Source organism: Pedobacter superstes (genome assembly GCF_037622515.1).
Lineage (GTDB): Bacteria > Bacteroidota > Bacteroidia > Sphingobacteriales > Sphingobacteriaceae > Paradesertivirga > Paradesertivirga superstes.
Genome location: NZ_JBBJCN010000007.1, coordinates 121,750 through 146,210, shown reverse-complemented (window position 1 = coordinate 146,210; position 24,461 = coordinate 121,750). Strand labels below are relative to the sequence as shown.

The 24,461-nt window shown below is 38.4% G+C and carries 21 protein-coding genes and 5 tRNA genes; 7 read left to right on the top strand and 19 right to left on the bottom strand.

All coding sequences use genetic code 11. The annotated features are described in order from the left end of the window. The first annotated feature begins 440 nt into the window (after positions 1-440). From WG906_RS17100 to WG906_RS17075, 6 genes are all read left to right on the top strand, one after another. Positions 441-1,316: an outer membrane protein assembly factor BamD gene (locus tag WG906_RS17100; RefSeq protein WP_339994056.1), complete on the top strand. Its 876-nt coding sequence runs from the start codon at positions 441-443 to the stop codon at positions 1,314-1,316. Between the two features lie 5 nt (positions 1,317-1,321). Continuing rightward, a complete protein-coding gene (locus WG906_RS17095; RefSeq protein ID WP_339994055.1) occupies positions 1,322-1,651 on the top strand; it encodes a DNA-directed RNA polymerase subunit omega in 330 nt (109 codons plus the stop codon). A 96-nt stretch (positions 1,652-1,747) separates the two neighbouring features. Beyond that, positions 1,748-2,944: a bifunctional phosphopantothenoylcysteine decarboxylase/phosphopantothenate--cysteine ligase CoaBC gene (coaBC, locus tag WG906_RS17090; RefSeq protein ID WP_339994054.1), complete on the top strand. Its 1,197-nt coding sequence runs from the start codon at positions 1,748-1,750 to the stop codon at positions 2,942-2,944. Continuing rightward, the gene (porD, locus tag WG906_RS17085) at positions 2,944-3,852 is read left to right on the top strand and encodes a type IX secretion system protein PorD (protein ID WP_339994053.1); all 909 of its coding nucleotides are present in this window, start codon (positions 2,944-2,946) and stop codon (positions 3,850-3,852) included. Before coaBC ends, porD begins: the two co-directional genes overlap by 1 nt. 25 nt (positions 3,853-3,877) lie before the next feature. Further along, positions 3,878-5,542 carry a DNA repair protein RecN gene (gene recN, locus WG906_RS17080; RefSeq protein WP_339994052.1) on the top strand — a complete coding sequence of 555 codons (1,665 nt, stop codon included), beginning with the start codon at positions 3,878-3,880 and terminating at the stop codon, positions 5,540-5,542. Positions 5,543-5,618: 76 nt separating this feature from the next. Further along, positions 5,619-6,431, top strand: a complete 813-nt coding sequence (locus WG906_RS17075) for an enoyl-ACP reductase FabI (protein ID WP_339994051.1) — start codon at positions 5,619-5,621, stop codon at positions 6,429-6,431. 164 nt (positions 6,432-6,595) lie between these two features. On the opposite strand, the gene rpoC is transcribed toward WG906_RS17075, so the two are convergent. The 17 genes from rpoC to rpsU form a co-directional block, all read right to left on the bottom strand. Continuing rightward, the gene (rpoC, locus tag WG906_RS17070; protein WP_339994050.1) at positions 6,596-10,885 is read right to left on the bottom strand and encodes a DNA-directed RNA polymerase subunit beta'; all 4,290 of its coding nucleotides are present in this window, start codon (positions 10,883-10,885) and stop codon (positions 6,596-6,598) included. A gap of 69 nt (positions 10,886-10,954) precedes the next feature. Next, the gene (gene rpoB / locus WG906_RS17065) at positions 10,955-14,761 is read right to left on the bottom strand and encodes a DNA-directed RNA polymerase subunit beta (protein WP_339994049.1); all 3,807 of its coding nucleotides are present in this window, start codon (positions 14,759-14,761) and stop codon (positions 10,955-10,957) included. A 148-nt stretch (positions 14,762-14,909) separates the two neighbouring features. After that, entirely contained in the window at positions 14,910-15,287 is a 378-nt protein-coding gene (rplL, locus tag WG906_RS17060) for a 50S ribosomal protein L7/L12 (protein ID WP_339994048.1), read from the bottom strand. Between the two features lie 57 nt (positions 15,288-15,344). After that, on the bottom strand, positions 15,345-15,863 hold the full coding sequence (gene rplJ, locus WG906_RS17055; protein WP_339994047.1) for a 50S ribosomal protein L10: 519 nt from the start codon (positions 15,861-15,863) through the stop codon (positions 15,345-15,347). Positions 15,864-15,865: 2 nt separating this feature from the next. Next, positions 15,866-16,564, bottom strand: coding sequence for a 50S ribosomal protein L1 (rplA, locus tag WG906_RS17050; protein ID WP_339994046.1), 699 nt, complete (start codon positions 16,562-16,564; stop codon positions 15,866-15,868). Positions 16,565-16,582: 18 nt separating this feature from the next. Then, complete coding sequence (rplK, locus tag WG906_RS17045; protein ID WP_339994045.1) at positions 16,583-17,023, bottom strand: 50S ribosomal protein L11; 441 nt, start codon at positions 17,021-17,023, stop codon at positions 16,583-16,585. Between the two features lie 143 nt (positions 17,024-17,166). After that, entirely contained in the window at positions 17,167-17,709 is a 543-nt protein-coding gene (gene nusG / locus WG906_RS17040; protein WP_339994044.1) for a transcription termination/antitermination protein NusG, read from the bottom strand. Between the two features lie 4 nt (positions 17,710-17,713). Next, entirely contained in the window at positions 17,714-17,914 is a 201-nt protein-coding gene (gene secE / locus WG906_RS17035) for a preprotein translocase subunit SecE (RefSeq protein ID WP_339994043.1), read from the bottom strand. A gap of 13 nt (positions 17,915-17,927) precedes the next feature. Beyond that, positions 17,928-17,998 (bottom strand) — tRNA-Trp (locus WG906_RS17030). Positions 17,999-18,117: 119 nt separating this feature from the next. Then, positions 18,118-19,305: an elongation factor Tu gene (gene tuf, locus WG906_RS17025; RefSeq protein WP_339994042.1), complete on the bottom strand. Its 1,188-nt coding sequence runs from the start codon at positions 19,303-19,305 to the stop codon at positions 18,118-18,120. Between the two features lie 59 nt (positions 19,306-19,364). Next, positions 19,365-19,436 (bottom strand) — tRNA-Thr (locus WG906_RS17020). An 85-nt stretch (positions 19,437-19,521) separates the two neighbouring features. Continuing rightward, a tRNA-Gly gene (locus tag WG906_RS17015) sits at positions 19,522-19,594 on the bottom strand. 95 nt (positions 19,595-19,689) lie between these two features. Then, positions 19,690-19,770, bottom strand: a tRNA-Tyr gene (locus tag WG906_RS17010). Between the two features lie 32 nt (positions 19,771-19,802). Next, positions 19,803-19,875 (bottom strand) — tRNA-Thr (locus tag WG906_RS17005). A 192-nt stretch (positions 19,876-20,067) separates the two neighbouring features. Further along, positions 20,068-20,412 (bottom strand): ribosome hibernation-promoting factor, HPF/YfiA family, encoded by a 345-nt coding sequence (hpf, locus tag WG906_RS17000; protein WP_339994041.1) that lies wholly within the window; start codon positions 20,410-20,412, stop codon positions 20,068-20,070. Between the two features lie 14 nt (positions 20,413-20,426). Further along, on the bottom strand, positions 20,427-21,308 hold the full coding sequence (locus WG906_RS16995) for a tyrosine-type recombinase/integrase (RefSeq protein ID WP_339994040.1): 882 nt from the start codon (positions 21,306-21,308) through the stop codon (positions 20,427-20,429). Between the two features lie 72 nt (positions 21,309-21,380). Next, positions 21,381-21,572, bottom strand: coding sequence for a 30S ribosomal protein S21 (gene rpsU, locus WG906_RS16990; RefSeq protein ID WP_339994039.1), 192 nt, complete (start codon positions 21,570-21,572; stop codon positions 21,381-21,383). Positions 21,573-21,801: 229 nt separating this feature from the next. Here rpsU and WG906_RS16985 point away from each other — a divergent pair, with 229 nt between their 5' ends. Then, positions 21,802-22,143, top strand: a complete 342-nt coding sequence (locus WG906_RS16985; protein WP_339994038.1) for a hypothetical protein — start codon at positions 21,802-21,804, stop codon at positions 22,141-22,143. Positions 22,144-22,168: 25 nt separating this feature from the next. On the opposite strand, the gene WG906_RS16980 is transcribed toward WG906_RS16985, so the two are convergent. Both WG906_RS16980 and WG906_RS16975 read right to left on the bottom strand, forming a co-directional pair. Beyond that, positions 22,169-23,335: an acyl-CoA dehydrogenase family protein gene (locus tag WG906_RS16980; RefSeq protein WP_339994037.1), complete on the bottom strand. Its 1,167-nt coding sequence runs from the start codon at positions 23,333-23,335 to the stop codon at positions 22,169-22,171. Positions 23,336-23,458: 123 nt separating this feature from the next. Continuing rightward, positions 23,459-24,373: a helix-hairpin-helix domain-containing protein gene (locus WG906_RS16975; protein ID WP_339994036.1), complete on the bottom strand. Its 915-nt coding sequence runs from the start codon at positions 24,371-24,373 to the stop codon at positions 23,459-23,461. Between the last annotated feature and the right edge of the window lie 88 nt (positions 24,374-24,461).

Below are 24,461 nucleotides of genomic sequence, written 5' to 3'. Positions count from 1 at the left end.
GGCGCTTTTATTCTGGCTATTCAAAGTTATGGCATTTTAATGCGCCTTTTAAGCGCTTCCTTACAACTGAGGGCGCCTGCACTGCATTCTTTCCAAAGCCTAATTATTATTTAAGGGGTTGAATACCCCGGCTAAAAAACATTGAATATCTTAAATGAATAAAAAGAGACTATTAATTTTCTTCATTAATACCTGGATTAACGAATCAATCCAAAATCATGCGAAATTGAATGAGCAAAAAATATGTAAAACCGAAACTCCCCTAAACCTGACTTATATCATTCACCCCCCCTTCTATACACCTTATATATATACTATCGTTAAACGGTTATAAAAAGAGTGTTAAAGTATGTTAAATGAAATTCAACAAGCTATTTTTAAGATACTTTAGACCGCTATTAATTTATTGAAATTAAACTGAATTAACCTATCTTTGCGCGATGTTTAAAAACAAGCAATTTTTAACGTATTGTTTAATACTATTAATAACTGTATTTGCTGGCTGTAAAAGCAAGTTTGAAAAACTGCAGGAAAGCACAAATACGGCCAAAAAATATCAGGAGGCCTTAAGATTATACAACAAAGGTGATTACAATAAAGCATTAATATTATTTGATGATTTAATGCAACGTTATAGGGGAACAAAAGACGCTGAAGAATTGTCTTATTATTTCGCATATACTAATTACAAATTAAAAGACTATGCGACGGCACGATACCAGTTCAAAGTGTTTGCCGACACTTACCCTACCAGTCCAAAAGCTGAAGAGAGCAGATTTATTTCAGCTTATTGCTTTTATCTGGATTCGCCAAACTATACATTAGACCAGGAAAATACCATACGGGCCATTGAAGCCTTGCAATTATTTATAAATCTTTATCCAAAAAGCGAACGTGTTACTGAAGCAAGCACTTTAATCTCAAACTTACGTGACAAGTTAGAGAAGAAATCGTATGCTAACGCTAAATTATATTACGATATTGGTGATTTTAAATCAGCAGTAGTAGCTTTTAAAAACTCTTTGAGAGATTATCCGGATACAAAATATGCGGAAGAGATGGAATATCTCACAATTAAGGCACAGCAGCAGTATGCTAAAAACAGCCTGGAAACAAGGCAGGAAGAACGTTTTAATGAAGTTGTTACTTATGCAGGCGAATTTGAGGAAGATTACCCCAATAGTGCATATTTAAAAGAAGTTCAGACTATTAAAAAGAATTCAGAACAGAGTATAGTTGCGGTGAAGAAAACATTAGCGACTATGATGGCTCCAAGGGATCAAGAGAAACAGGCAGATACAACACAAAAAAATTAAAGAATATGAATACTCCTAAGAATACAATACCAACAAGTACCATCACACGTGATGTTCGTCAACTTGATGTTAAAACAGACAACATATACGAATCGTTGGTTATTATTGCTAAAAGGGCAAATCAGATTTCAAATAACTTAAAAGAAGAGTTGAATGGTAAATTATCTGAATTTGCTTCTTCAAATGACAATCTTGAAGAAATTTTTGAAAATCGTGAGCAAATTGAGATTTCAAAGCATTACGAGCGTCTGCCAAAACCAACGCTTATTGCAGTTGATGAATTTTTGAACGATAAAATATACTACAGAAATCCTTCTAAAGAACAACAAGGATAGTCTTGTTTAATCTTCTTAATTTCTTAAAAAATTGCTTTTGAATTCTTCTGTTTAAGATTTTAAAGGCAATTTTTTATGTAAGTTTGGGCATATAATATGCTTAAAGGAAAAAATATATTACTTGGAGTTTGCGGCAGTATAGCAAGTTATAAATCAGCTTATTTAACCCGGTTACTGGTTAAGGCTGGCGCAAATGTTAAAGTGATAATGACGAATGATGCGAAAAGCTTCATTACCACCCTCACCCTCTCTACCCTTTCTAAAAACCCTGTATATTCCGATTATTTTAATGAATCTACCGGCGAGTGGAACAATCACGTAGATTTTGGTCTTTGGGCCGATTACTTTATACTTGCGCCAGCTACGGCTAATACTCTTGCTAAACTTGCGAACGGCTTATGCGACAATCTGCTTGCCGCTACTTATTTATCTGCAAAATGCCCGGTATATTTTGCTCCAGCAATGGATCTTGATATGTGGAAGCATCAATCCACTCAAAACAATATATCCAAGCTACAAGACTATGGCAATATTCTGATAAAACCCGGATACGGTGATTTGGCAAGTGGATTAGTAGGTGACGGAAGGATGGCGGAGCCAGAAGAAATAGTAAACTTCATTGAAGCATCAATCCTTTCCAATCTTCCCTTGTCCGGACGAAGAGCTTTAGTAACAGCAGGCCCTACATATGAACCGATAGATCCGGTACGTTTTATAGGCAATCATTCTTCGGGTAAAATGGGATTTGCAATTGCCGAGGAATTAAGCAGACAAGGTGCCGAGGTTACCCTGATTTCAGGGCCAAGTTCGGAAAAAACAACAAACAATTCTATTGTGCGTATTAATATCTGTTCTTCCAATGAAATGGCAGACGTAGTTCAGCAATATTTCGGGCAGAGCGATATAACTATCATGAGTGCAGCGGTTGCAGATTATCGTCCAAAAGAAATTTCGGCGGAAAAAATAAAAAAGCAGTCGAGTGAGTTTAATCTTGAACTGGTTAAAACAACAGATATCCTTTCAGAGCTTGGGAAAATAAAGCGAGAAGGGCAACTTTTGATAGGCTTTGCACTTGAAACTGAAAATGAACAGGTAAATGCGAAGGATAAATTGAAAAGAAAAAACCTTGATTTCATTGTTTTAAATTCCTTGCAGGATAAAGGAGCAGGCTTTCAGACGGATACGAATAAAGTGACTATTATTGACAAAAACTTAAATAGTGTCACCTATCCTTTAAAAACAAAACAGGAAGTTGCGAAGGATATTTGCCAAAAAATCATAGACCTGATATAATGATAAAACGAATCTTCATACTATTAATATCACTTGCAATATTCTCAACACATGCACAGGCACAGGAATTAAATGCGAGAGTGCAAATTCTTTCTCAGCAGATTCAAAACACCAATCAAAGAGTTTTGGATATGCTTGAAACTTCTATGAGAGATTTTCTTAATACAAGAAGATGGACGGCAGATAATTTCCAGGCACAGGAACGGATAGACTGTAATTTTGTAATTAATATTACAGAATGGGATGGCGGGACCAACTTTAAAGCAGAAGCACAAATACAATCGAGCAGGCCTGTTTACGGAACTACCTTTAACAGCACAATACTGAACTATAGTGACAAAGAATTTGGATTTAACTATACCGAAGGGCAGCCTCTCGATTTTTCGGATTTAAATTATATTAATAACCTAAGTTCATTACTCGCATTTTATGCTTACATAATTGTCGGTTTAGATTATGATACCTTTTCAAAAATGGGAGGTACACCGTTATATGCAAAAGCCCAAACCATCATAAACAATTCGCAAAACGCTCCTTTTCCGGGATGGAAAGCTTTTGAGAGTTTAAAAAACCGATATTGGCTGGCTGAAAATTTAACGAATAAGGCATATAATCCGATTAGGGAATCTTTATTTAACTACCACAGATTAGGTCTGGATGTTATGTATGACAACAAATCGAAAGGGAGAAAAGAAATAATGAACGTCCTTCCGCAGCTTCAAAAAATAGACAAGCAAAAGCAAGGGTCGATGCTTAACCAGCTATTTTTTACGGCAAAAGCTGATGAAATTGTAAATCTGTTAAGCCAATCGGATCCTAGAGAAAGGATGAATGCCTATAATATACTATCTGTTCTTGATCCGGCGAATGTCACCAAGTACGATGTTTTGAAAAGTACAGCCCGTTAACTATATTGCTATTTTCTTTTAAACTATGCTCCAGCGTCTTATCATTCGTAATTATGCTTTAATTGAAGACCTTGATATTTCTTTCGTAAAGGGACTGAATATTCTTACCGGTGAAACCGGCGCCGGTAAATCGATAATAATGGGCGCCCTATCTCTTATTCTGGGAAACCGGGCAGAAAGCCGTTACTTCTTTAATCAGCAAAAGAAATGTATCATAGAAGGATATTTCAAAATTGAAGGCTATGATATAAAGCGGTTTTTTGAGGAAAATGAATTGGATTATGAAACCGATACAGTTTTACGGAGAGAGATATCCTCCGAAGGAAAATCGCGATCCTTTATCAATGATACTCCGGTAAATCTTCCTACAATAAAACAACTTGGAGAATTATTGATTGATATTCATTCGCAACACGCTACTTTTGAAATTAATGACGAGAACTTCCAACGATTAGTTATTGATACTTTAGCAGCGAATGAGGGTCTCCTGCATGAGTATCAAAAAAAATTTTATACATATAAAGAATACCAGGAAAAACTAAACAGATTAAAATCTACCAGTCAAAAGGCCAAGGCAGAACTGGACTATCTGCAATTTCAGCTTGAGGAATTTGATGAGGCTAACCTTATTGAAGGAGAACAGGCTATTTTGGAACAAGAGCTAGAATCTTTATCGCATGCCGAGGAAATAAAGCGCAGCCTTTTATCCGCATCGTATGTATTAAGCGAAAGCGAGCAATCTATCCTCGTGCAATTAAAGGAAGCATTATCACAAGTGCAGCAGGTTTCAAAGTATCTGGCAGCCGGTGAAATACTTGCAGAAAGATTATCAAGCGGCTTAATTGAATTGAAAGACATTGCCGCAGAAATAGAATCTCTGGAACAACGAACTGTAATTAATGAAGCACGATCAGTTGAGATAAATACCAGATTAAGTACTATTTACAAGCTGCAAAAAAAACATCATGTAAATTCTGTACCCGAGTTAATAAACATACAGAATGAAATAAGAGATAAAATTGATTCTATTTCATTTACAGAGGAGGAAATAGGAAAACTTGAAGAAGATCTGAAGGGTCTTTACAATGAGCTGAATGTGGTTTCGGAAACACTCTCAGCCAGCCGAAATGAAATCATACCCGGAATACAAGAGAAAATTATAGAAACACTTTCTGAAGCAGGTATGCCACAGTCTGTTCTGAAAATCCAGAACACTCTTTTGGACGAAGGAATTTTCAACGCATTTGGCCGGAACAAGATAGTTTTTCTTTTTTCCGCGAATAAAGGTCAGGAACCTGCTCCAATGAATAAAGTCGCATCAGGGGGTGAACTGTCGCGTCTGATGCTTTCCATTAAATCGCTAATATCCAGACACATTGCCCTACCGACTATTATTTTTGATGAGATAGATACGGGAATCTCCGGCGAAGTGGCCTTAAAAGTAGGTTCAATAATGGAACGTCTTTCTGACTCGATGCAGGTTATTGCTATCACCCACTTACCACAAATAGCAAGCAAAGGCCAGGCACATTACTGGGTTTATAAAGACGATCAGGAAGATAAAACCCACACCAATATTCGCTTACTAAATCCAGGTGAGAGAATCACAGAAATCGGCAAAATGCTTAGCGGAGAAAATCCGGGAGAAGCGGCATTGCAGCATGCCAGAGAACTGTTAAGCTCAAATTAATAAGTTTAATACTTTATCAGTATTCTGTCAGCTCAAATCAATTAATTCCTTATTTTAGCCAAGAAATTTACAAAATATGGCTTATAACTTACTGAAAGGTAAAAAAGGAATTATATTCGGTGCACTTGATGAAAAATCCATTGCCTGGAAAACAGCATTACGTTGTGTTGAGGAAGGTGCGGAGATTGTATTAACAAATGCTCCTATTGCAATGCGCATGGGCGAAATCAATAAGCTTGCAGAATTATGTAACGCTCCGGTAATTCCGGCAGATGTTACCAGTGAAGACGATGTAAATAATCTTTTTGAAAAAACTAAAGAACATTTTGGAGGAGGTGTCGATTTTATCCTGCACTCAATCGGAATGAGTATAAATGTCAGAAAGGGTATACATTACACTGAAAACAATTATGACTTCACTCATAAAGGTCTGGATATATCTGCAATTAGCTTGCACCGGGTTTTAAAGTTAGCGATGAAGCATGATGCAATTAACGAATGGGGCTCCGTTGTCGCTTTATCTTACATCGCGGCTCAGCGCGTATTCCCTGATTATAATGATATGGCCGATGGAAAAGCAATGCTTGAAAGCATAGCCCGTAACTTTGGCTATCAGTATGGAGTAAAGAAAAATGTAAGGATTAATACCATTTCACAATCACCAACACGCACAACTGCCGGATCGGGAGTAAAAGGATTTGATGGATTCGTTAATTATGCTGAAAAGATGTCGCCACTAGGCAATGCCTCGGCCGATCAATGTGCAGATTACACAGTTACTTTATTTTCTGATTTAACAAAAATGGTTACAATGCAGAATTTATTTCACGATGGCGGGTTCTCATTTACAGGAGTAACACAAGCTGTTATAGAGCAAATGGAAAAGTAAACTCTGATAATATTGAACAAAAAAGCCGGAGAACTTCACACTCCGGCTTTTTTCTTTCATAAAAATTCTGATAGTCATTTAATTTAAAGCAGGTAAAACCCAGATGTTTCTTAAACAAAAAATCCCCGCTTTTCAGCGAGGATTTTAAAAGTCTACTTAAAAGCTTACGCTTCTTCTGCCACTTCTTCTTTAGAAGCAAGCAACTTATCGTATTCTTCCTGAGAACCCACTATGATACGCTCGTAGCTACGTAATCCGGTTCCTGATGGAATCAGGTGACCAACAATTACGTTCTCTTTCAGACCTAACAAGTTGTCACGTTTACCATGGATAGCTGCCTCGTTTAATACTTTTGTAGTTTCCTGGAAGGAAGCTGCAGAAATAAACGACTTAGTACCTAATGATGCACGGGTAATACCTTGTAACACCTGACTTGAGGTAGCAGGAATAGCATCTCTGGCCTCAACTAAACGCATATCTTTACGTTTAAGCATAGAGTTTTCATCCCTTAACTTACGAAGAGTAATAATCTGTCCGGCATTAAGATTTGTAGAGTCACCTGGTTCAACAACAACTTTTTTGTCGTAAATATCATCATTCTCTACCATGAAGTCCCAGCGTGCGATTGCGTCTTTCTCAAGGAAACGAGTATCTCCCGGATCTTCAATCAACACTTTTTGCATCATTCTATGAACAATAACCTCGAAATGTTTATCATTAATCTTCACACCCTGTAAACGGTAAACTTCCTGAATTCCGTTAACCAGGTATTCCTGAACTGCCGCAGGGCCTTTAATTGCAAGGATATCTGCGGGCGAAATAGAACCATCAGATAATGGCATACCCGCCTTAACAAAGTCATTATCCTGTACAAGGATGTGCTTAGAAAGAGGAACCAGATATTTCTTGATCTGACCATCTCTGGACTCGATAGAAATTTCACGGTTACCACGTTTTACACCTCCTAAGGTTACAACTCCGTCTATTTCAGTTACAACAGCTGGGTTTGATGGGTTACGTGCCTCAAATAACTCTGTTACACGAGGAAGACCACCGGTGATATCGCGTGTTTTTCCTGTTGAACGAGGAATCTTGGCAATAACTTCACCCATTTTCACTTTTGCACCTTCATCAATAGAAATGTGGGCACCTACCGGGATGTTATATCCCTTAACAGTGCTGCCTGTATTATCCATAATCTTGATCACAGGGTTTTTAGTTTTATCCCTGGTATCAATAATTACTTTCTCTTTGTGACCGGTTTGCTCATCTGACTCTTCACGGAAGGTTACACCTTCAACAACAGCTTCAAATTCAATTTTACCAGTAAACTCAGAAATAATAACCGCATTATATGGATCCCAACTACAAATCTTATCGCCTTTAGATACCTTAGCACCTTCTTTAACGAAAAGATAAGAACCGTAAGGAATGTTATTAGTTACGATTACGCGGCCACTGTTTGGCTCAATAATACGGAACTCACCTGAACGACCTAAAACTACGTCAACAGGACCTTCCTCAATTTCGTAAGGGACAGTTCTAATATTTTCAAATTCAATGACACCTTCAAATTTCGCGTTGATGTAGGATTCAGCAGCAATATTCGATGCTGTACCACCCACGTGGAATGTACGAAGTGTTAACTGTGTTCCCGGCTCACCGATAGACTGTGCAGCAATTACACCAACAGCCTCACCCGCCTGAACGCGTTTACCTGTTGCAAGGTTACGTCCGTAACATAATGCACAAACTCCGCGCTGACTTTCGCAAGCAAGAACCGAACGAATTTCAATTCCTTCCAGAGGAGAATTCTCTATTCGTGTTGCAATTTCTTCGGTAATATCCTGACCGGCTGAAACGATTAAATCGTTCGAGATAGGATCGAAAACATCGTGCAATGTAGTTCTACCTAAAATCCTGTCGAATAACGGTTCAACAACATCCTCGTTATCTTTAAGGGCGGTTGTAAAAATACCTCTTAAAGTACCGCAATCTGTTTCGCCAACAATCATATCCTGTGCAACATCATGTAAACGACGGGTTAAGTAACCAGCATCAGCTGTTTTTAACGCCGTATCCGCAAGACCTTTACGTGCACCGTGAGTAGAAATAAAGTATTCCAATACTGACAAACCTTCTTTAAAGTTTGAAAGAATCGGGTTTTCAATAATCTCACCACCTGAACCTGATTTTTGTGGTTTAGCCATCAATCCACGCATTCCGCAAAGCTGACGAATCTGCTCCTTAGAACCACGCGCACCAGAATCAAGCATCATGAACACCGAGTTGAATCCCTGATTATCTGAAGATAAAATCTCCATTACATTGGCGGTCAACTTGTTGTTAATACGTGTCCAGATATCGATAATCTGATTATAACGCTCATTGTTAGTAATGAATCCCATGTTATAGTTACTCATTACCTCAGCAACCTCATTAGAAGCTTGCTCGATCAATTTAACTTTAGAGTCAGGAATATTTAGATCCTGTAAGTTAAACGACAAACCACCTCTGAAAGCCATTTGGAAACCTAATTCCTTAATGTCATCAAGGAACTGGGCAGCACGTGCCATACCAGTATTCTTAACAACTTCACCAATGATATCACGAAGTGATTTCTTGGTTAAAAGCTCGTTGATATAACCTACTTCTTCCGGAACATGCTGATTAAATAAAACACGTCCAACAGTAGTATCAATGATTTTGCTTGCAATAGTTCCATCTTTCTCTTTCACCTTAGCCTTAACCTTAATGAAAGCATGCAGATCAATCATTTTCTCATTGTAAGCAATAAGAACTTCTTCTGCAGAATAGAAAGTTAAACCTTCACCTTTTACAACGCGTCCTGCGTCAGTTTTACGGCCTTTAGTAATATAATAAAGACCCAAAACCATATCCTGAGAGGGAACTGTAATTGGAGTACCATTGGCAGGGTTCAAAATATTATGAGATGCAAGCATCAACACTTGCGCTTCAAGGATCGCAGCCTGGCCTAGTGGTACGTGTACCGCCATCTGGTCACCGTCAAAATCCGCGTTGAATGCAGTACAAACCAATGGATGTAACTGGATCGCTTTTCCTTCAATTAATTTGGGCTGGAACGACTGGATACCTAATCTGTGCAACGTAGGCGCACGATTCAGCAATACAGGATGTCCTTTAAGAACGTTTTCCAGAATATCCCAAACAATCGGGTCTTTTCTGTCAACGATTTTCTTTGCCGATTTAACTGTTTTTACTACTCCCCTTTCAATCATCTTACGAATAATGAATGGTTTGAATAGCTCCGCAGCCATATCTTTTGGTAAGCCGCACTCATGCAGCTTAAGGTTCGGTCCAACAACGATTACAGAACGTGCTGAATAATCCACACGTTTACCCAATAAGTTTTGACGGAAACGACCTTGTTTACCTTTTAAAATATCAGAAAGAGATTTCAAAGCACGGTTACCTTCAGTTTTAACAGCGTTCACTTTACGTGAGTTGTCAAATAATGAATCTACCGCTTCCTGAAGCATACGTTTTTCATTACGTAAGATTACTTCCGGAGCTTTAATCTCAATAAGTCTTTTCAGACGATTGTTACGAATAATTACCCGGCGATATAAATCGTTCAAATCAGAAGTAGCGAAACGACCACCCTCTAAAGGAACTAAAGGACGTAATTCTGGCGGAATTACAGGAACGATCTTAACGATCATCCACTCCGGATGGTTCTCAATATTCGCACGTGAACCACGGAATGCTTCAACAACCTGAAGACGCTTTAACGCCTCATTTTTACGTTGCTGAGAGGTTTCGTTAGCTGCCTGGTGACGTAAATCATATGATAACTGATCAAGATCAAGGCGTTTTAGCAACTCCTCTAATGCATCAGCTCCCATTTTAGCAACAAATTTCTGAGGATCTTTGTCGTCTAAATATTGATTTTCTTTTGGTAAAGTATCCAGGATATCTAAATATTCTTCCTCTGTTAAGAAATCCATTTTAGCGATTCCATCAGATTCTTTAATACCAGCCTGAATAACTACATAACGCTCATAATAAATAATAAGATCCAGTTTTTTAGTAGGAAGACCTAACAAATAACCAATCTTATTCGGAAGAGAACGGAAGTACCATATATGTGCAACAGGAACCACAAGGTTAATGTGTCCCATTCGCTCACGACGTACTTTTTTCTCTGTTACTTCAACACCGCAACGATCGCAAACGATGCCCTTATAACGGATACGTTTGTATTTACCGCAATGGCATTCGAAATCCTTAACGGGACCGAAAATTCTTTCGCAGAATAAACCATCACGTTCAGGCTTGTAGGTCCTGTAATTAATGGTTTCCGGCTTTAAAACTTCACCGCTTGAACGCTCCAGGATAGACTCTGGAGAGGCCAAACTAATGGTAATACTGGTGAAGTTACTTTTGATTTTATTATCCTTCTTGTAAGACATATCTCTTTTTTAAATGATTGAATGAGAGAAGGATTGAATTCACTCATTCAATCCTTAATCATTCAAAAATTAATCTAACGTGATTTCCAAACCTAAACCTCTTAACTCATGAACCAATACATTGAATGATTCGGGAACAGAAGGTGTTGGAAGGGTTTCACCTTTAACAATCGCTTCGTATGTTTTTGCACGACCAACAACATCATCAGACTTAACCGTTAAGATTTCCTGAAGGATGTTAGCTGCACCGAATGCCTCAAGTGCCCAAACCTCCATCTCACCAAAACGCTGACCACCGAACTGAGCTTTACCACCCAGAGGTTGCTGTGTAATTAATGAATATGGTCCGATTGAACGTGCGTGCATTTTATCATCAACCATGTGTCCCAATTTCAGCATGTAAATAATACCTACTGTAGTTGGCTGGTCAAAACGCTCGCCTGTTAAGCCATTGTATAAATATGTTCTTCCTGATGCCGGTACGCCTGCTTTAGCAACCCATTCTTCCACTTCTTCATGAGTAGCCCCATCAAAAATAGGAGTAGCGAATTTAATACCAAGCTCTTTACCTGCCCAACCTAAAACAGTTTCGTAGATCTGTCCAAGGTTCATACGCGAAGGTACCCCTAATGGGTTAAGAACGATATCTACCGGAGTTCCGTCTTCAAGGAATGGCATATCCTCGTCACGAACAATACGCGCAACGATACCTTTATTACCGTGACGACCGGCCATTTTATCACCCACTTTAAGCTTACGCTTTTTAGCGATATAAACTTTAGCCATCTGTACGATACCTGATGGAAGCTCATCTCCAACACTGATTGCGAATTTATCACGTTTGTAAGCACCAAGCTCTTCGTTAAGCTTAATGTTATAATTGTGAAGCAATTGCTTGATCAGCTCGTTTTTATCTTCATCAGTTGTCCATTTAGTTGGATTGATGTTTGCGAATTCCAGTTCAGCAAGCATCTTTTGAGTAAACTTAGCACCTTTAGGTAAAAGTAACTCTTTATAAACGTTGAAAACACCCTGAGAAGTTTTACCATTCACAATTGTGAAAAGTTTGTCAATCAGGCTATCTCTTAATTGTTTAACCGCTTTGAAATGACCGTTATCCAGTTTCTCCAACAATGCTTTTTCTTCTGCCTTAGTAGTTTTCTTTGCACGTGAGAATAACTTGGTATCGATAACCACACCACCGATTGATGGAGGAGTTTTTAAAGACGCATCTTTAACATCACCTGCTTTATCTCCGAAAATTGCGCGAAGAAGTTTTTCTTCCGGTGAAGGATCAGATTCTCCTTTCGGAGTGATTTTACCAATAAGAATATCACCTTCCTTAACTTCAGCACCAACACGGATGATACCGTTTTCATCAAGGTCTTTTGTAGCTTCTTCAGAAACGTTAGGAATATCCGGTGTCAATTCTTCTTCACCACGTTTAGTATCACGAACCTCTAATTCAAATTCTTCAATGTGAAGTGAAGTAAAGATATCCTGAGATACCACACGCTCAGAGATAACAATCGCATCCTCAAAGTTAAAACCCTGCCAAGGCATGAATGCCACCTTAAGGTTTCTTCCTAATGCTAATTCTCCATCCTGAGTTGCATATCCTTCGCAAAGAACTTGTCCTTTTTGAACTTTCTGACCCTTCTTAACAATCGGTTTTAAGTTGATACAAGTACTCTGGTTAGTTTTCTTAAACTTAGTTAAGCGGTAAGATTTTGTTTCACCCTCGAAAGAGACTAATTTATCATCGTCATTTCTTTCGTAAGTGATACGGATTTCATTCGCATCAACATACTCAACAATACCAGTTCCTTCAGCATTAATCAACGTACGTGAATCACGGGCGACACGACCTTCCAGACCTGTACCTACAACCGGTGCTTCCGGACGTAACAATGGCACAGCCTGACGCTGCATGTTCGATCCCATCAAGGCACGGTTAGCATCATCATGCTCCAAGAAAGGAATTAATGAAGCCGCTATAGAGGTAATCTGATTCGGAGCAACGTCCATCAAATCCAGTCTGTCTGGTTCAATAATCGGGAAGTCACCTTCAAAACGTGCTTTCACGTGTGAAGTTTCGAAATCTCCGTTATCGCTATACTTAGCATTTGCCTGGCCAATAGTTTTTCCTTCTTCATCTTCTGCAGAAAGATAAATTACCGGTTCTTCAACAACTACACGTCCGTTATCTACCTTACGATAAGGTGTTTCAATGAACCCGAGATTGTTAATTTTAGCATGAACACAAAGTGATGAAATCAAACCAATGTTTGGTCCCTCTGGAGTTTCGATTGTACACAACCTACCGTAGTGGGTATAGTGAACGTCACGAACCTCGAAACCAGCACGCTCTCTCGATAAACCACCGGGGCCTAAAGCTGAAAGACGACGTTTGTGCGTAATCTCTGCAAGAGGATTCGTTTGATCCATGAACTGTGATAACTGATTAGTTCCGAAGAACGAGTTGATCACAGATGAAAGTGTACGGGCATTAATCAAATCTGTTGGAGTAAACACCTCGTTGTCACGGATGTTCATACGCTCACGAATGGTACGGGCCATACGTGCCAGACCTACACCAAACTGAGCATATAACTGCTCGCCTACTGTACGTACACGACGATTTGACAAGTGATCAATATCATCCACCTCTGCTTTAGAGTTGATTAACTTGATCAGATATTTTACAATGGCAATGATGTCCTGTTTAGTTAAAACCTTGGTTTCAACAGGCGTACTTAACTTTAACTTACGATTTATTCTGTAACGACCTACATCGCCTAAATCATAACGCTTGTCTGAGAAGAATAAACGATCGATGATACCACGGGCAGTTTCCTCATCAGGTGGTTCAGCGTTACGTAGCTGGCGATAGATATGCTCAACCGCTTCTTTTTCAGAGTTAGAAGTATCCTTCTGTAATGTGTTGTATATAATTGAGTAATCAGCGTTGCTGGATGCATCATCCTTAGAAAGGATAACCGTTTTTACACCAGCATCAATGATCATATCGATATGGTCATCTTCTAGGATGGTTTCACGCTCAAGGATAATCTCGTTACGGTCGATAGAAACTACTTCACCTGTATCCTCATCCACGAAATCTTCAACCCATTTCTTAAGAACCCTTGCAGCAAGTTTACGGCCAACGAATTTCTTCAGACCCGATTTACTTACTTTTACTTCATCAGCAAGTTCGAATAATTCTAAGATATCTTTATCAGAGTCATATCCTATTGCACGAAGAAGCGTGGTAACCGGAAATTTTTTCTTACGATCGATGTAAGCATACATTACGTTATTAACGTCTGTTGCAAACTCAATCCATGAACCTTTAAAAGGAATTACACGAGCTGAATATAATTTAGTACCATTCGTGTGGCGGCTTTGACCGAAGAACACACCGGGAGACCTGTGTAGTTGCGATACAATAACACGTTCTGCACCGTTAATTACAAATGTTCCTTTAGGAGTCATATAAGGAATAGTTCCTAAATACACATCCTGAACAATCGTCTCAAAATCCTCATGCTCGGCATCGTTACATGATAAACGTAACTTCGCTTTTAACGGAACACTGTGTGTTAAACCACGCTCGATACATTCTTGTATATCGTAACGCGGCGGATCAATAAAGTAATCAAGAAACTCCAAAACGAAGATGTTTCTTGAGTCAGAGATTGGGAAATTTTCAGCAAACACCTTAAACAAACCTTCTGAATGACGGTTGTCTGAAGTGGTCTCCAATTGAAAAAATTCCCTGAAAGATTGCAATTGCACATCCAGGAAATCGGGATAATCGATCACGTGTTTGCTGGTCGCAAAATTTACTCTTTCGCTTTGATTTTTGTTTGCCAATGGATTAAGATTTTAGTTTAAAAAATAAACTGTGACTTATTTTGGATTATCCCCAATCTTGTAAGTCAAACAAAAATGGGTACAATACAAACAGCAATAGACCCCGGTGAAAACCGGAGTCTAAGGCTATTTTTTTATTGAGTTAAGCTTACTTAACTTCAACAACAGCTCCTGCTTCTTCTAATTGTTTTTTCAAAGCTTCAGCTTCGTCTTTAGTTACACCAGCTTTCAATTCTTTTGGAGCTCCGTCAACTAAATCTTTAGCTTCTTTCAAACCAAGACCTGTTAAATCTTTTACAAGTTTAACAACTGCTAACTTCTGACCACCAGCCTCTTTAAGGATAACGTCGAAAGAAGTTTTTTCTTCTGCAGCAGCAGGTGCATCACCAGCTGGACCAGCAGCAACTGCAACCGCAGCAGCAGCAGGCTCAATACCATACTCGTCTTTTAGGATCTGAGCTAATTCGTTAACTTCTTTTACTGTCAAGTTTACCAATTGATCAGCAAACGCTTTTAAATCTGCCATTATATTTAATTTTTAATTCAATACTTTTTTAAATTACGGAACTTACAGGTGTCCGTTTTAACCTCTTTCTTGTAATGTTTTCACTAATCCTGCAATTGTAGTTCCGCCTGATTTAAGAGCCGAAATAACATTTTTAGCAGGCGATTGCAATAATCCAATGATTTCTCCAACAAGCTCTTCTTTCGATTTTAAAGTTGCAAGAGCATCTAATTGATTATCGCCAACAAATACCGCTGTATCAATATAAGCCCCTTTCAAAAGCGGTTTATCACCACTTCTTCTAAGTTCTTTAATCAATTTTGCAGGAGCATTTGCTACTGTTGAAAACAGGATAGTTGATGAGCCTTTTAATACACTGTCGAATTCTGAAGAGTCAACTCCTGCAGCTTCCATAGCCTTACGAATAAGGGTATTTTTAGCTACCTGAAGAGAAATCCCGTTTTCAAAAAATTTACGACGGATTGTAGTAATTTTAGCTACAGTTAGGTCAGAAGTATCAGTAATATAAAAATTACCATACTCTTTGATCTGCTCAGTCAAAGCTTGAACAATCTCTTGTTTTTCTTCTTTTCTCATGATTAGATCCCCACTACTGATTTAGTTTCAACTTCGATTCCAGGAGACATAGTCGAAGAGATATGAATACTCTTGAAATATGTTCCTTTTGATGACGAAGGCTTTAATTTTGAAAGCGTTTGAAGAATTTCAACCGCATTCTCATAAATCTTGTCAGCCGGGAAAGATACTTTCCCTATGGAAGTATGGATGATACCGGTTTTATCAACCTTGAAATCAATCTTACCACCTTTAACATCCGTTACTGCTTTACCTACATCAGTAGTTACAGTACCAGATTTAGGGTTCGGCATAAGGTTACGAGGACCTAAAATACGTCCAAGTCTACCTACTTTTGCCATAACACTAGGCATGGTGATAATGATATCAACATCTGTCCATCCACCTTCTATTTTGGCGATATACTCATCCAGACCCACGTAATCTGCACCCGCAGCTTTAGCTTCTTCTTCCTTATCAGGAGTTACTAATGCTAAAACACGAACAGTCTTACCTGTACCATGAGGCAATGTCGCGATACCACGTACCATTTGATTTGCTTTACGAGGATCAACGCCCAAACGAACGTCAATATCTACAGAAGCATCAAATTTTGTAGTGGTAATATCTTTTACAAGTGCAGATGCATCCTGTAAAGTATATGCTTTACCTACCTCAATTTTGGATAGTGCCTTTTTCTGATTTTTTGTTAATCTAGCCACTTTCTTAATTTGAATTAATTAATTCCAGGGAGCGTTACCACTAACGGTAATTCCCATACTGCGTGCTGTACCGGCAACCATTCTCATGGCAGACTCTATAGTAAATGCATTTAAGTCGGTCATCTTATCTTTAGCAATGGTTTCAACCTGTTCCCAGGAAACCTGAGCTACCTTTTTACGGTTAGGCTCTGCCGATCCACTCTTTAAACCTGTAACTTCCATTAACTGGATGGCTACCGGTGGAGTTTTAATGATAAATTCGAATGACTTGTCTGCGTAAACTGTAATTACAACTGGCAATACTTTGCCTGGCTTGTCTTGCGTACGTGCATTAAATTGCTTACAAAATTCCATGATGTTTACACCTTTAGCACCTAACGCAGGTCCTACCGGTGGAGACGGGTTTGCTGCCCCTCCCTTAATCTGTAATTTAATAAGCGCACTAACTTGTTTTGCCATTTTTGTTGATTATTTGATACTCAATGTTAGTTAGTTGGAAGCTATGTAACATTTAAGATTTTTATGGAGTAACAGTATTTAGCGTCAGGTATCAAGACTAACCGCGCCTCATCCTTTTACTTTATACTTGCTACCTTATACTTTTATTCTTTCTCTACCTGCATGTAATTTAACTCCAATGGAGTACGGCGACCGAAGATCTTAACCATAACTTTCAGTTTTTTCTTCTCTTCGTTAACCTCTTCAATTACACCTGTAAAACCATTAAACGGACCATCCATTACTTTAACGTTTTCGCCTACGTAATATGGCACATTCATGACTTCTCCCTGCTGAGCCATCTCATCAACTTTTCCAAGTATCCGGTTCACTTCTGCAGGACGTAATGGAACAGCATTGCCTTGCTTGTCGCCAAGAAAACCAATAACACTGTTTACATTCTTAATTATGTGTTCAAGCTCTCCGTCAAGATTAGCTTCAATCAGAACGTATCCAGGATAAAAATTCCGCTCTTTAGCGATTTTCTTTCCTTCACGCATCTGATAATACTTTTCCATAGGAATCAGTACCTGTGGTAACAAATGAGAAATTCCAAGACGATTAATCTCGGACTCGATATATTGTTTAACCTTTTTCTCCTTGCCACTTACAGCCCTAACCACATACCATTTCAATTGATCACTCATTGCGTTAACCATTTGCTACTGAATGATAAAATGTTTCTATTATAGTACGCACCCCATTATCCATAGCAAAAATCAATAATGCAATGATTAATGATGCTACCAGTACGATAACTGCAGAATTCTGCAATTCTGACCATGTAGGCCAGGAGACCTTAGTGGTCATTTCATCGTACGATTCTTTTAAAAATTCTACTACTTTAGCCATTTTAAAGCTTTAGCACGGGAACAAGGATTCGAACCCTGATCAAAGGTTTTGGAGACCTCTATTCTACCGTTGAACTATTCCCGTAAACTATTTCTCCTGGAAGAAATAGATTTTGTTATTCAGTAACAAAGTACTTAGTAAAAAACTAAGTACTTTGAATGTATTGAACCCTAAATTTAATCCCCTTAAGGAATTAAAAGGTTTTATGCTACGATTTCAGTTACCTGACCAGCACCAACTGTTCTACCACCTTCGCGGATAGCGAAACGTAAACCTTTTTCCATCGCGATAGCGTTGATAAGTTTTACAGAGATAGTAACGTTATCACCTGGCATAACCATTTCTACTCCTTCAGCAAGAGTGATCTCGCCAGTTACGTCTGTTGTACGGAAGTAGAATTGTGGACGGTATTTGTTGAAGAATGGAGTGTGACGGCCACCTTCTGCTTTTGATAATACGTAAACCTCAGCTTTGAAATCTGTGTGAGGAGTTACTGAACCTGGTTTACAGATAACCATACCACGACGGATATCAGTTTTCTCAATACCACGTAACAACAAACCTACGTTATCACCTGCTTCACCTCTGTCAAGGATTTTACGGAACATTTCTACTCCTGTTACAGTTGATTTTAAGTTTTCAGCACCCATACCTAGTATTTCTACCGGCTCTCCTGAGTTAATAACACCACGCTCAATACGTCCTGTAGCAACAGTACCACGACCAGTGATTGAGAAAACGTCTTCAACTGGCATCAAGAAAGGAAGCTCAGTTAAACGTGGAGGAATTGGAATGTAGCTATCAACAGCATCCATTAATTCAAGAATTTTTGGAACCCAGTTTGGATCACCGTTCAATCCACCAAGAGCTGAACCCTGAATTACAGGAATATCATCACCCGGGAAATCGTAGAAAGATAATAGCTCACGAACTTCCATTTCAACAAGTTCTAAAAGCTCAGGATCATCAACCATATCTACCTTGTTCATAAATACAACAAGAGAAGGAACACCAACCTGGCGAGCCAAAAGAATGTGCTCACGAGTTTGAGGCATAGGACCATCCGTTGCAGCAACTACGATGATAGCACCATCCATCTGAGCAGCACCTGTAACCATGTTCTTTACATAATCCGCGTGACCAGGACAGTCAACGTGTGCATAGTGACGGTTTTTTGTAGAATATTCTACGTGAGCTGTATTGATAGTGATACCTCTTTCTTTTTCTTCAGGAGCAGAGTCAATTGATTCAAATGAACGCGCTTCTGAATATCCTGCATCTGCTAATACTTTTGTAATAGCGGCAGTTAATGTAGTCTTACCGTGGTCAACGTGACCGATTGTACCTATGTTAAGGTGGGGTTTACTACGGTCAAATTTTTCTTTTGCCATGATGTTATACTTCTATTAGTAGGTTAAATTTTATATTTTATGAATTAATTACATTCAAGAGCCAATGATGGGACTTGAACCCATGACCTCTTCCTTACCAAGGAAGTGCTCTACCGCTGAGCTACATCGGCTTTTATTACAATTGCTTTTCATTTACCAGTTCTCACAAAATGAAAAAACTGCAAACGGCAAATGCCGACTGCTTAACTATTAATGAGCGGAAGACGAGGTTCGAACTCGCGACCTATAGCTTGGAAGGCTATCGCTCTACCAACTGAGCTACTTCCGCTTATTATCTTATTCCAATGATTGAATAAAGAAGGGAGTGAATGAGAGAATCAATTCAAACCTTCAAATATTCCTTCCTTCAATCATTTATTCCAGTGGGGGGAGAAGGATTCGAACCTTCGTAGCCGAAGCAACGGATTTACAGTCCGTCCCATTTGACCGCTCTGGTATCCCCCCAAAATTTCAGATCGGCTGATCTGAAATTAAAGAGCCTCCTATCGGGATCGAACCAATGACCTACTGATTACAAGTCAGTTGCTCTACCAGCTGAGCTAAGGAGGCGTGTATTTTTAAACACTTAAAAAATTCGCAAGTTAAAGAACATTACTTTCAGTGATTGTCTCTTAAAGAATGACCTCTCTGAAAGGGACTGCAAATCTACACAAATTAACAGCTCAACAAAATTTTTTTCCAAAAAAAATCCGACAGTGTTTTAACTGCCGGATTTTCTGAGTTTTATGGAAAAAAATTTATTTATGCATTGGCCATATTTCCAACAAAATCCATTTTATAATTACTTAAACGCACATTTAATTTTGACTTATATTTATCGATCTGCCGTCTAAGCGATTCGGCCGCAAGATCTGCTGCTTCTTCAAATGATTTGCATTGCTGCTTTGAAAAAAGCATCGTTCCAGGCAGATTTAACTTTATCTCCAGAATTTTATTTAACTCGTCCTCAGTTCGTTCTAATCTTAGATAAACTTCTGCACTAATTACCTGGTCAAAAAACTGATCCAGCTTATCGGCTTTCTTCTGAATAAAGGCCAACAGTTTCTTGTCGGCATTGAAATGGATGGATTGAACACTAATTTTCATTTTTCCTCCTTGTTTTAGGCCTTTGGATGGGCTTGTTTATAAATTGTTTTTAATCTTTCAACAGAATTATGGGTATAAACCTGGGTTGCAGCTAAACTTGCATGTCCAAGAAGCTCTTTGATTGCGTTTAAATCCGCGCCTTTATTTAATAAACTTGTGGCAAATGAATGGCGTAAAACATGAGGACTCTTTTTTTGATTTGAACTTATGTAAGCCAGATATTTGTTCACTATACGATAAATAAGTTTAGAGTAAGCGGGCTTTCCCTCACTTGTTACGATCAACTTTTGAGAAAGGTTCTGAAAATTTTCCGCGGATTTTTGTTTAATATATACTTCCAGTAACCGGATCAAAGTAACATTAACAGGAATTATCCTTTCTTTACTACGTTTACCAAAAACCTTAATAGTTTGCTCGTATATGTTAACATCGCCTTCGCTTAAAATCAGTAATTCAGATAACCGGATTCCTGTTCCAAAAAGCAGCTCCATAACAAGCTGATCTCTCAGGCCTTCGAAGTCACCGGTAAAAACGTTTTTATCATCAAGCAAATTATTCATGCTCGAATCTTCAATAAATACAGGAAGCTTCTTAGAAATTTTTGGAGCCTTTACCTGCAACGCCGGATTGCTATCAATAAGCATTTCCCGCTGAAGAAATTTATAGAAAGTACGTAAAGTGGATAATTTCCGCTGAACGGTTCTAGGCTCCGTCTTTGCATCCAGTAATTCTACCATCCATGAACGGATGTCGTGATGCCTGGCCGAAGCGAGATCAATTTCGCTCAGAAATAAAAATTTTTGGAACTGATGTAAATCCTGAATGTAAGCGCTCAAGGTATGCGCAGAGAAACGTTTTTCGTAATGAAGATAGTTGGTAAAACGTTCTATAAACATTAAAACCTATTTATATAGTGCAAAAGCAATATACAAATAGGTTTTTAATTATTAAAATCTATGTTGAGAAAACTAAACAGTTTCCTGATTCAAGCCTTGTTTATAAATAGCTTTCTTAACCTGAGTACGGCGGGTAATAGACTTCTTTTCAAATGCCTGACGACTACGAAGCTCTCTTAAAACTCCTGTTTTTTCGAATTTCTTCTTGAAGCGTTTTAATGCTTTATCTAGTGATTCACCGTCTTTAACGTTTATAATGATCATAATCTGTAAATACCTCCTCTCGTTAAGGATTGCAAATTTACTGCAAATTATTAGAACTCAAAGGATAAAATTGAGAAAAAGCAGCTAAATCTGTTTTGATGAGAGATCGCTTAAGTGAGCAATGATTTTCACCTATCCAAATTTTGTGATTAGGATCTTATCTAAAATGACCTGTGTCATATTTTGAATCTTCAGCGCTTTGCAATTTTGCATTTGTAAAACGACTATTATGACAACTTTAAAAACATCAGCAGCAACATTTAAAAACAACCAATCTATAAATTTATCCACTTTTTGGACCAAATATATTGCTTATGCAGATCATCAAAAAACACAGCACTTACTTTGGTGGCTTATTTCTTTGCTTATACACTGTTTGCTTGTGCCCCTCAGTTTTTTAATGTCGAATCTGTTAAATGGGCCAACATCTATGATTCTTGGAATTAGTATGATTCTGTTTTTTATAAATGTTGTAGGGAATATGAGCGGGGCAAGTACCAGGTTTACTATTCTTTCTTTTTTTGTGAGTTTGGCAGTGCATATAATAATGATATGTTCTATACTGGTATAAGATGTAAAAAGGGCATTATATGCCCTTAATCCTTCAGTATTTCCCTCGAAATCACAATCTTCTGTATTTCCGAAGTCCCCTCTCCGATAGTACAAAGCTTTGCATCACGGTAGTATTTCTCAACAGGAAAATCTTTGGTATACCCGTAACCTCCAAAAATCTGCACTGCGTCGTTGGCTACTTTAACAGCAACTTCAGAAGCATAATATTTAGCCATCGCTGAATTCTTTGTAACGGATTCTCCTCTGTTCTTTAAATCAGCTGCTTTTAAAATCAGTAATTCTGCCGCATCAATTTCGGTTGCCATATCTGCCAGTTTAAATGCAATTCCCTGAAAACTGGATATAGGCTGGCCAAACTGATGCCTTTCTTTTGAATATTTCACAGCGGCCTCAAACGCACCTTTGGCAATCCCCAGGGCTAAAGCGGCAATAGAAATCCGGCCTCCATCTAAAACCTTCATTGCCTGCTTAAATCCCTGTCCTTCTTCACCCAGCAAATTATCTTTATGTACCCTGCAATTATCAAATATTAATTCAGTGGTTTCCGAGGCTCTCATGCCTAATTTATTCTCTTTTTTTCCGTGAGTAAAACCGGGAGTGCCCTTCTCTACAACAATAGCTGAAATTCCCGAGGCGCTGTTTCGATCTCCGGTTCTAACCAGGGCCACTGTTACATCTCCTGATTTGCCGTGAGTTATCCAGTTTTTTGAGCCGTTAATTACATAATAATCTCCATCCTTCACGGCTGTAGTATTCATATTTAAAGAATCGGACCCAGAATTAGCTTCGGTAAGCGCCCAGGCTCCAATCCATTCGGCTCTTGCAAGTTTAGGCAGCCAGCGTTGTTTTTGTTCTTCATTGGCAAACAAGAGAATATGGCCGGTGCACAAAGAATTATGAGCTGCAAGTGAAAGTCCTATGGAACCGCAAACCTTAGCTACTTCCACAACAACATTTACATATTCAAAATAGCCAAATCCGGAACCTCCATATTCTTCGGGTACCAGTACTCCCATTAAGCCCAGTTCACCTAATTTCTTAAAAATTTCTACCGGGAAGAACTGTGCTTCATCCCATTCCATTACATGCGGCCTGACATGCTTGTCTGCAAAACCGCGAACCATTTGGATGATCATCTCCTGATTTTCATCGACAGAAAAATTGTAGCCGGAAGAATTGGTTTCAATCATAAATGTTTATTAATTGGTTTTCTAAACAGAGTTTGATGATCCCACTTGCACACTCCACCATTGTCCCTGCTCCTATTATCCTAACACTTGTCATACAAAAAGGTTGGAATGAATATACTGGATTTACTTTGAAAATGATAAATACGGAGCTATTTTATTCAGCACACTTTCATTTAAGATAGCAACTTGCTTCAAATCATTAATGTCCTTATAATCTCCATGCTGTTTCTTGTACTCAATAATAGCATTCATTTGTTTATAGGACAGATAAGGATGCCTTTTCAGATCCTCGAAAGTCGCCAGGTTAACTGGAATTTGTTTTATTGAAGCCGGATTAAGAGTTACCAGGCTTTGAAGTTTCTGGTACAATACTGTATCTAAACCATAAACCTCTTTCAGTTGTTCCTTTTTACAAAAGCCACCTAAGCGATTTCGGTACTTTATGATCCTGGAGGCAAAAGCCGGGCCTATTCCATTTATACTTTCTAATTGTGCGGAGTCGGCAGAGTTTAAATCAATTACTGCCCGTGGCGTACTAGATTTATTCCCGGCAGGTTTAAACGTGTTCCTAAAGCTGCTATTCCTTTGTGGGATATCAATAAACGGCTCAAGCCTGCCATAATCTCCCGCCTTTATAGAATATATCTTTTTGAGATCCTCTTTGCGATAAAACTTCCCTCCTTTTGATTCATAATTTTTAATAACCTTGATTTGTTTATCACTTAAACCTAATCGTTTCCAATCTGACGCACTTAAATTATTGGGATTAAACGTAAATAATTCGCCAGAAAAAGCCTCATCATCTGCTTCCACTTTGTTTGATCGATACCTGGATTTATAAGGCACTTTATCAGCTGCCGAAGCCCTGAATTCTTTCACTTCGGCTATGTACTCGGAGTAATCATACTTTTTGGGAGGATTTAAATAAGCATAGATAATTGGAGCAGATAGGATACACATTAAAAGAATGCTGAGTATCAGCAAACCATTCAACTCTTTTTTTGAAAACTCGAAAAACTCTTTAAAACTCTTGTTCATAGATAATTTAGGTATGATAAAAATAAAATGTTTTTATCATAAAACAAGCTTTCTGCAAAATACTGAAAGGCAGAAATTACTTGTATTG

Bases quoted from the DNA above. Each gene is read 5' to 3' on its own strand.
- WG906_RS17100 (WP_339994056.1), top strand. From the start codon at position 441: ATGTTTAAAAACAAGCAATTTTTAACGTATTGTTTAATACTATTAATA.
- WG906_RS17095 (WP_339994055.1), top strand. From the start codon at position 1,322: ATGAATACTCCTAAGAATACAATACCAACAAGTACCATCACACGTGAT.
- coaBC (WP_339994054.1), top strand. From the start codon at position 1,748: ATGCTTAAAGGAAAAAATATATTACTTGGAGTTTGCGGCAGTATAGCA.
- porD (WP_339994053.1), top strand. From the start codon at position 2,944: ATGATAAAACGAATCTTCATACTATTAATATCACTTGCAATATTCTCA.
- recN (WP_339994052.1), top strand. From the start codon at position 3,878: ATGCTCCAGCGTCTTATCATTCGTAATTATGCTTTAATTGAAGACCTT.
- WG906_RS17075 (WP_339994051.1), top strand. From the start codon at position 5,619: ATGGCTTATAACTTACTGAAAGGTAAAAAAGGAATTATATTCGGTGCA.
- rpoC (WP_339994050.1), bottom strand. From the start codon at position 10,885: ATGTCTTACAAGAAGGATAATAAAATCAAAAGTAACTTCACCAGTATT.
- rplL (WP_339994048.1), bottom strand. From the start codon at position 15,287: ATGGCAGATTTAAAAGCGTTTGCTGATCAATTGGTAAACTTGACAGTA.
- rplJ (WP_339994047.1), bottom strand. From the start codon at position 15,863: ATGAGAAAAGAAGAAAAACAAGAGATTGTTCAAGCTTTGACTGAGCAG.
- rplK (WP_339994045.1), bottom strand. From the start codon at position 17,023: ATGGCAAAACAAGTTAGTGCGCTTATTAAATTACAGATTAAGGGAGGG.
- nusG (WP_339994044.1), bottom strand. From the start codon at position 17,709: ATGAGTGATCAATTGAAATGGTATGTGGTTAGGGCTGTAAGTGGCAAG.
- secE (WP_339994043.1), bottom strand. From the start codon at position 17,914: ATGGCTAAAGTAGTAGAATTTTTAAAAGAATCGTACGATGAAATGACC.
- tuf (WP_339994042.1), bottom strand. From the start codon at position 19,305: ATGGCAAAAGAAAAATTTGACCGTAGTAAACCCCACCTTAACATAGGT.
- hpf (WP_339994041.1), bottom strand. From the start codon at position 20,412: ATGAAAATTAGTGTTCAATCCATCCATTTCAATGCCGACAAGAAACTG.
- WG906_RS16995 (WP_339994040.1), bottom strand. From the start codon at position 21,308: ATGTTTATAGAACGTTTTACCAACTATCTTCATTACGAAAAACGTTTC.
- rpsU (WP_339994039.1), bottom strand. From the start codon at position 21,572: ATGATCATTATAAACGTTAAAGACGGTGAATCACTAGATAAAGCATTA.
- WG906_RS16985 (WP_339994038.1), top strand. From the start codon at position 21,802: ATGACAACTTTAAAAACATCAGCAGCAACATTTAAAAACAACCAATCT.
- WG906_RS16980 (WP_339994037.1), bottom strand. From the start codon at position 23,335: ATGATTGAAACCAATTCTTCCGGCTACAATTTTTCTGTCGATGAAAAT.
- WG906_RS16975 (WP_339994036.1), bottom strand. From the start codon at position 24,373: ATGAACAAGAGTTTTAAAGAGTTTTTCGAGTTTTCAAAAAAAGAGTTG.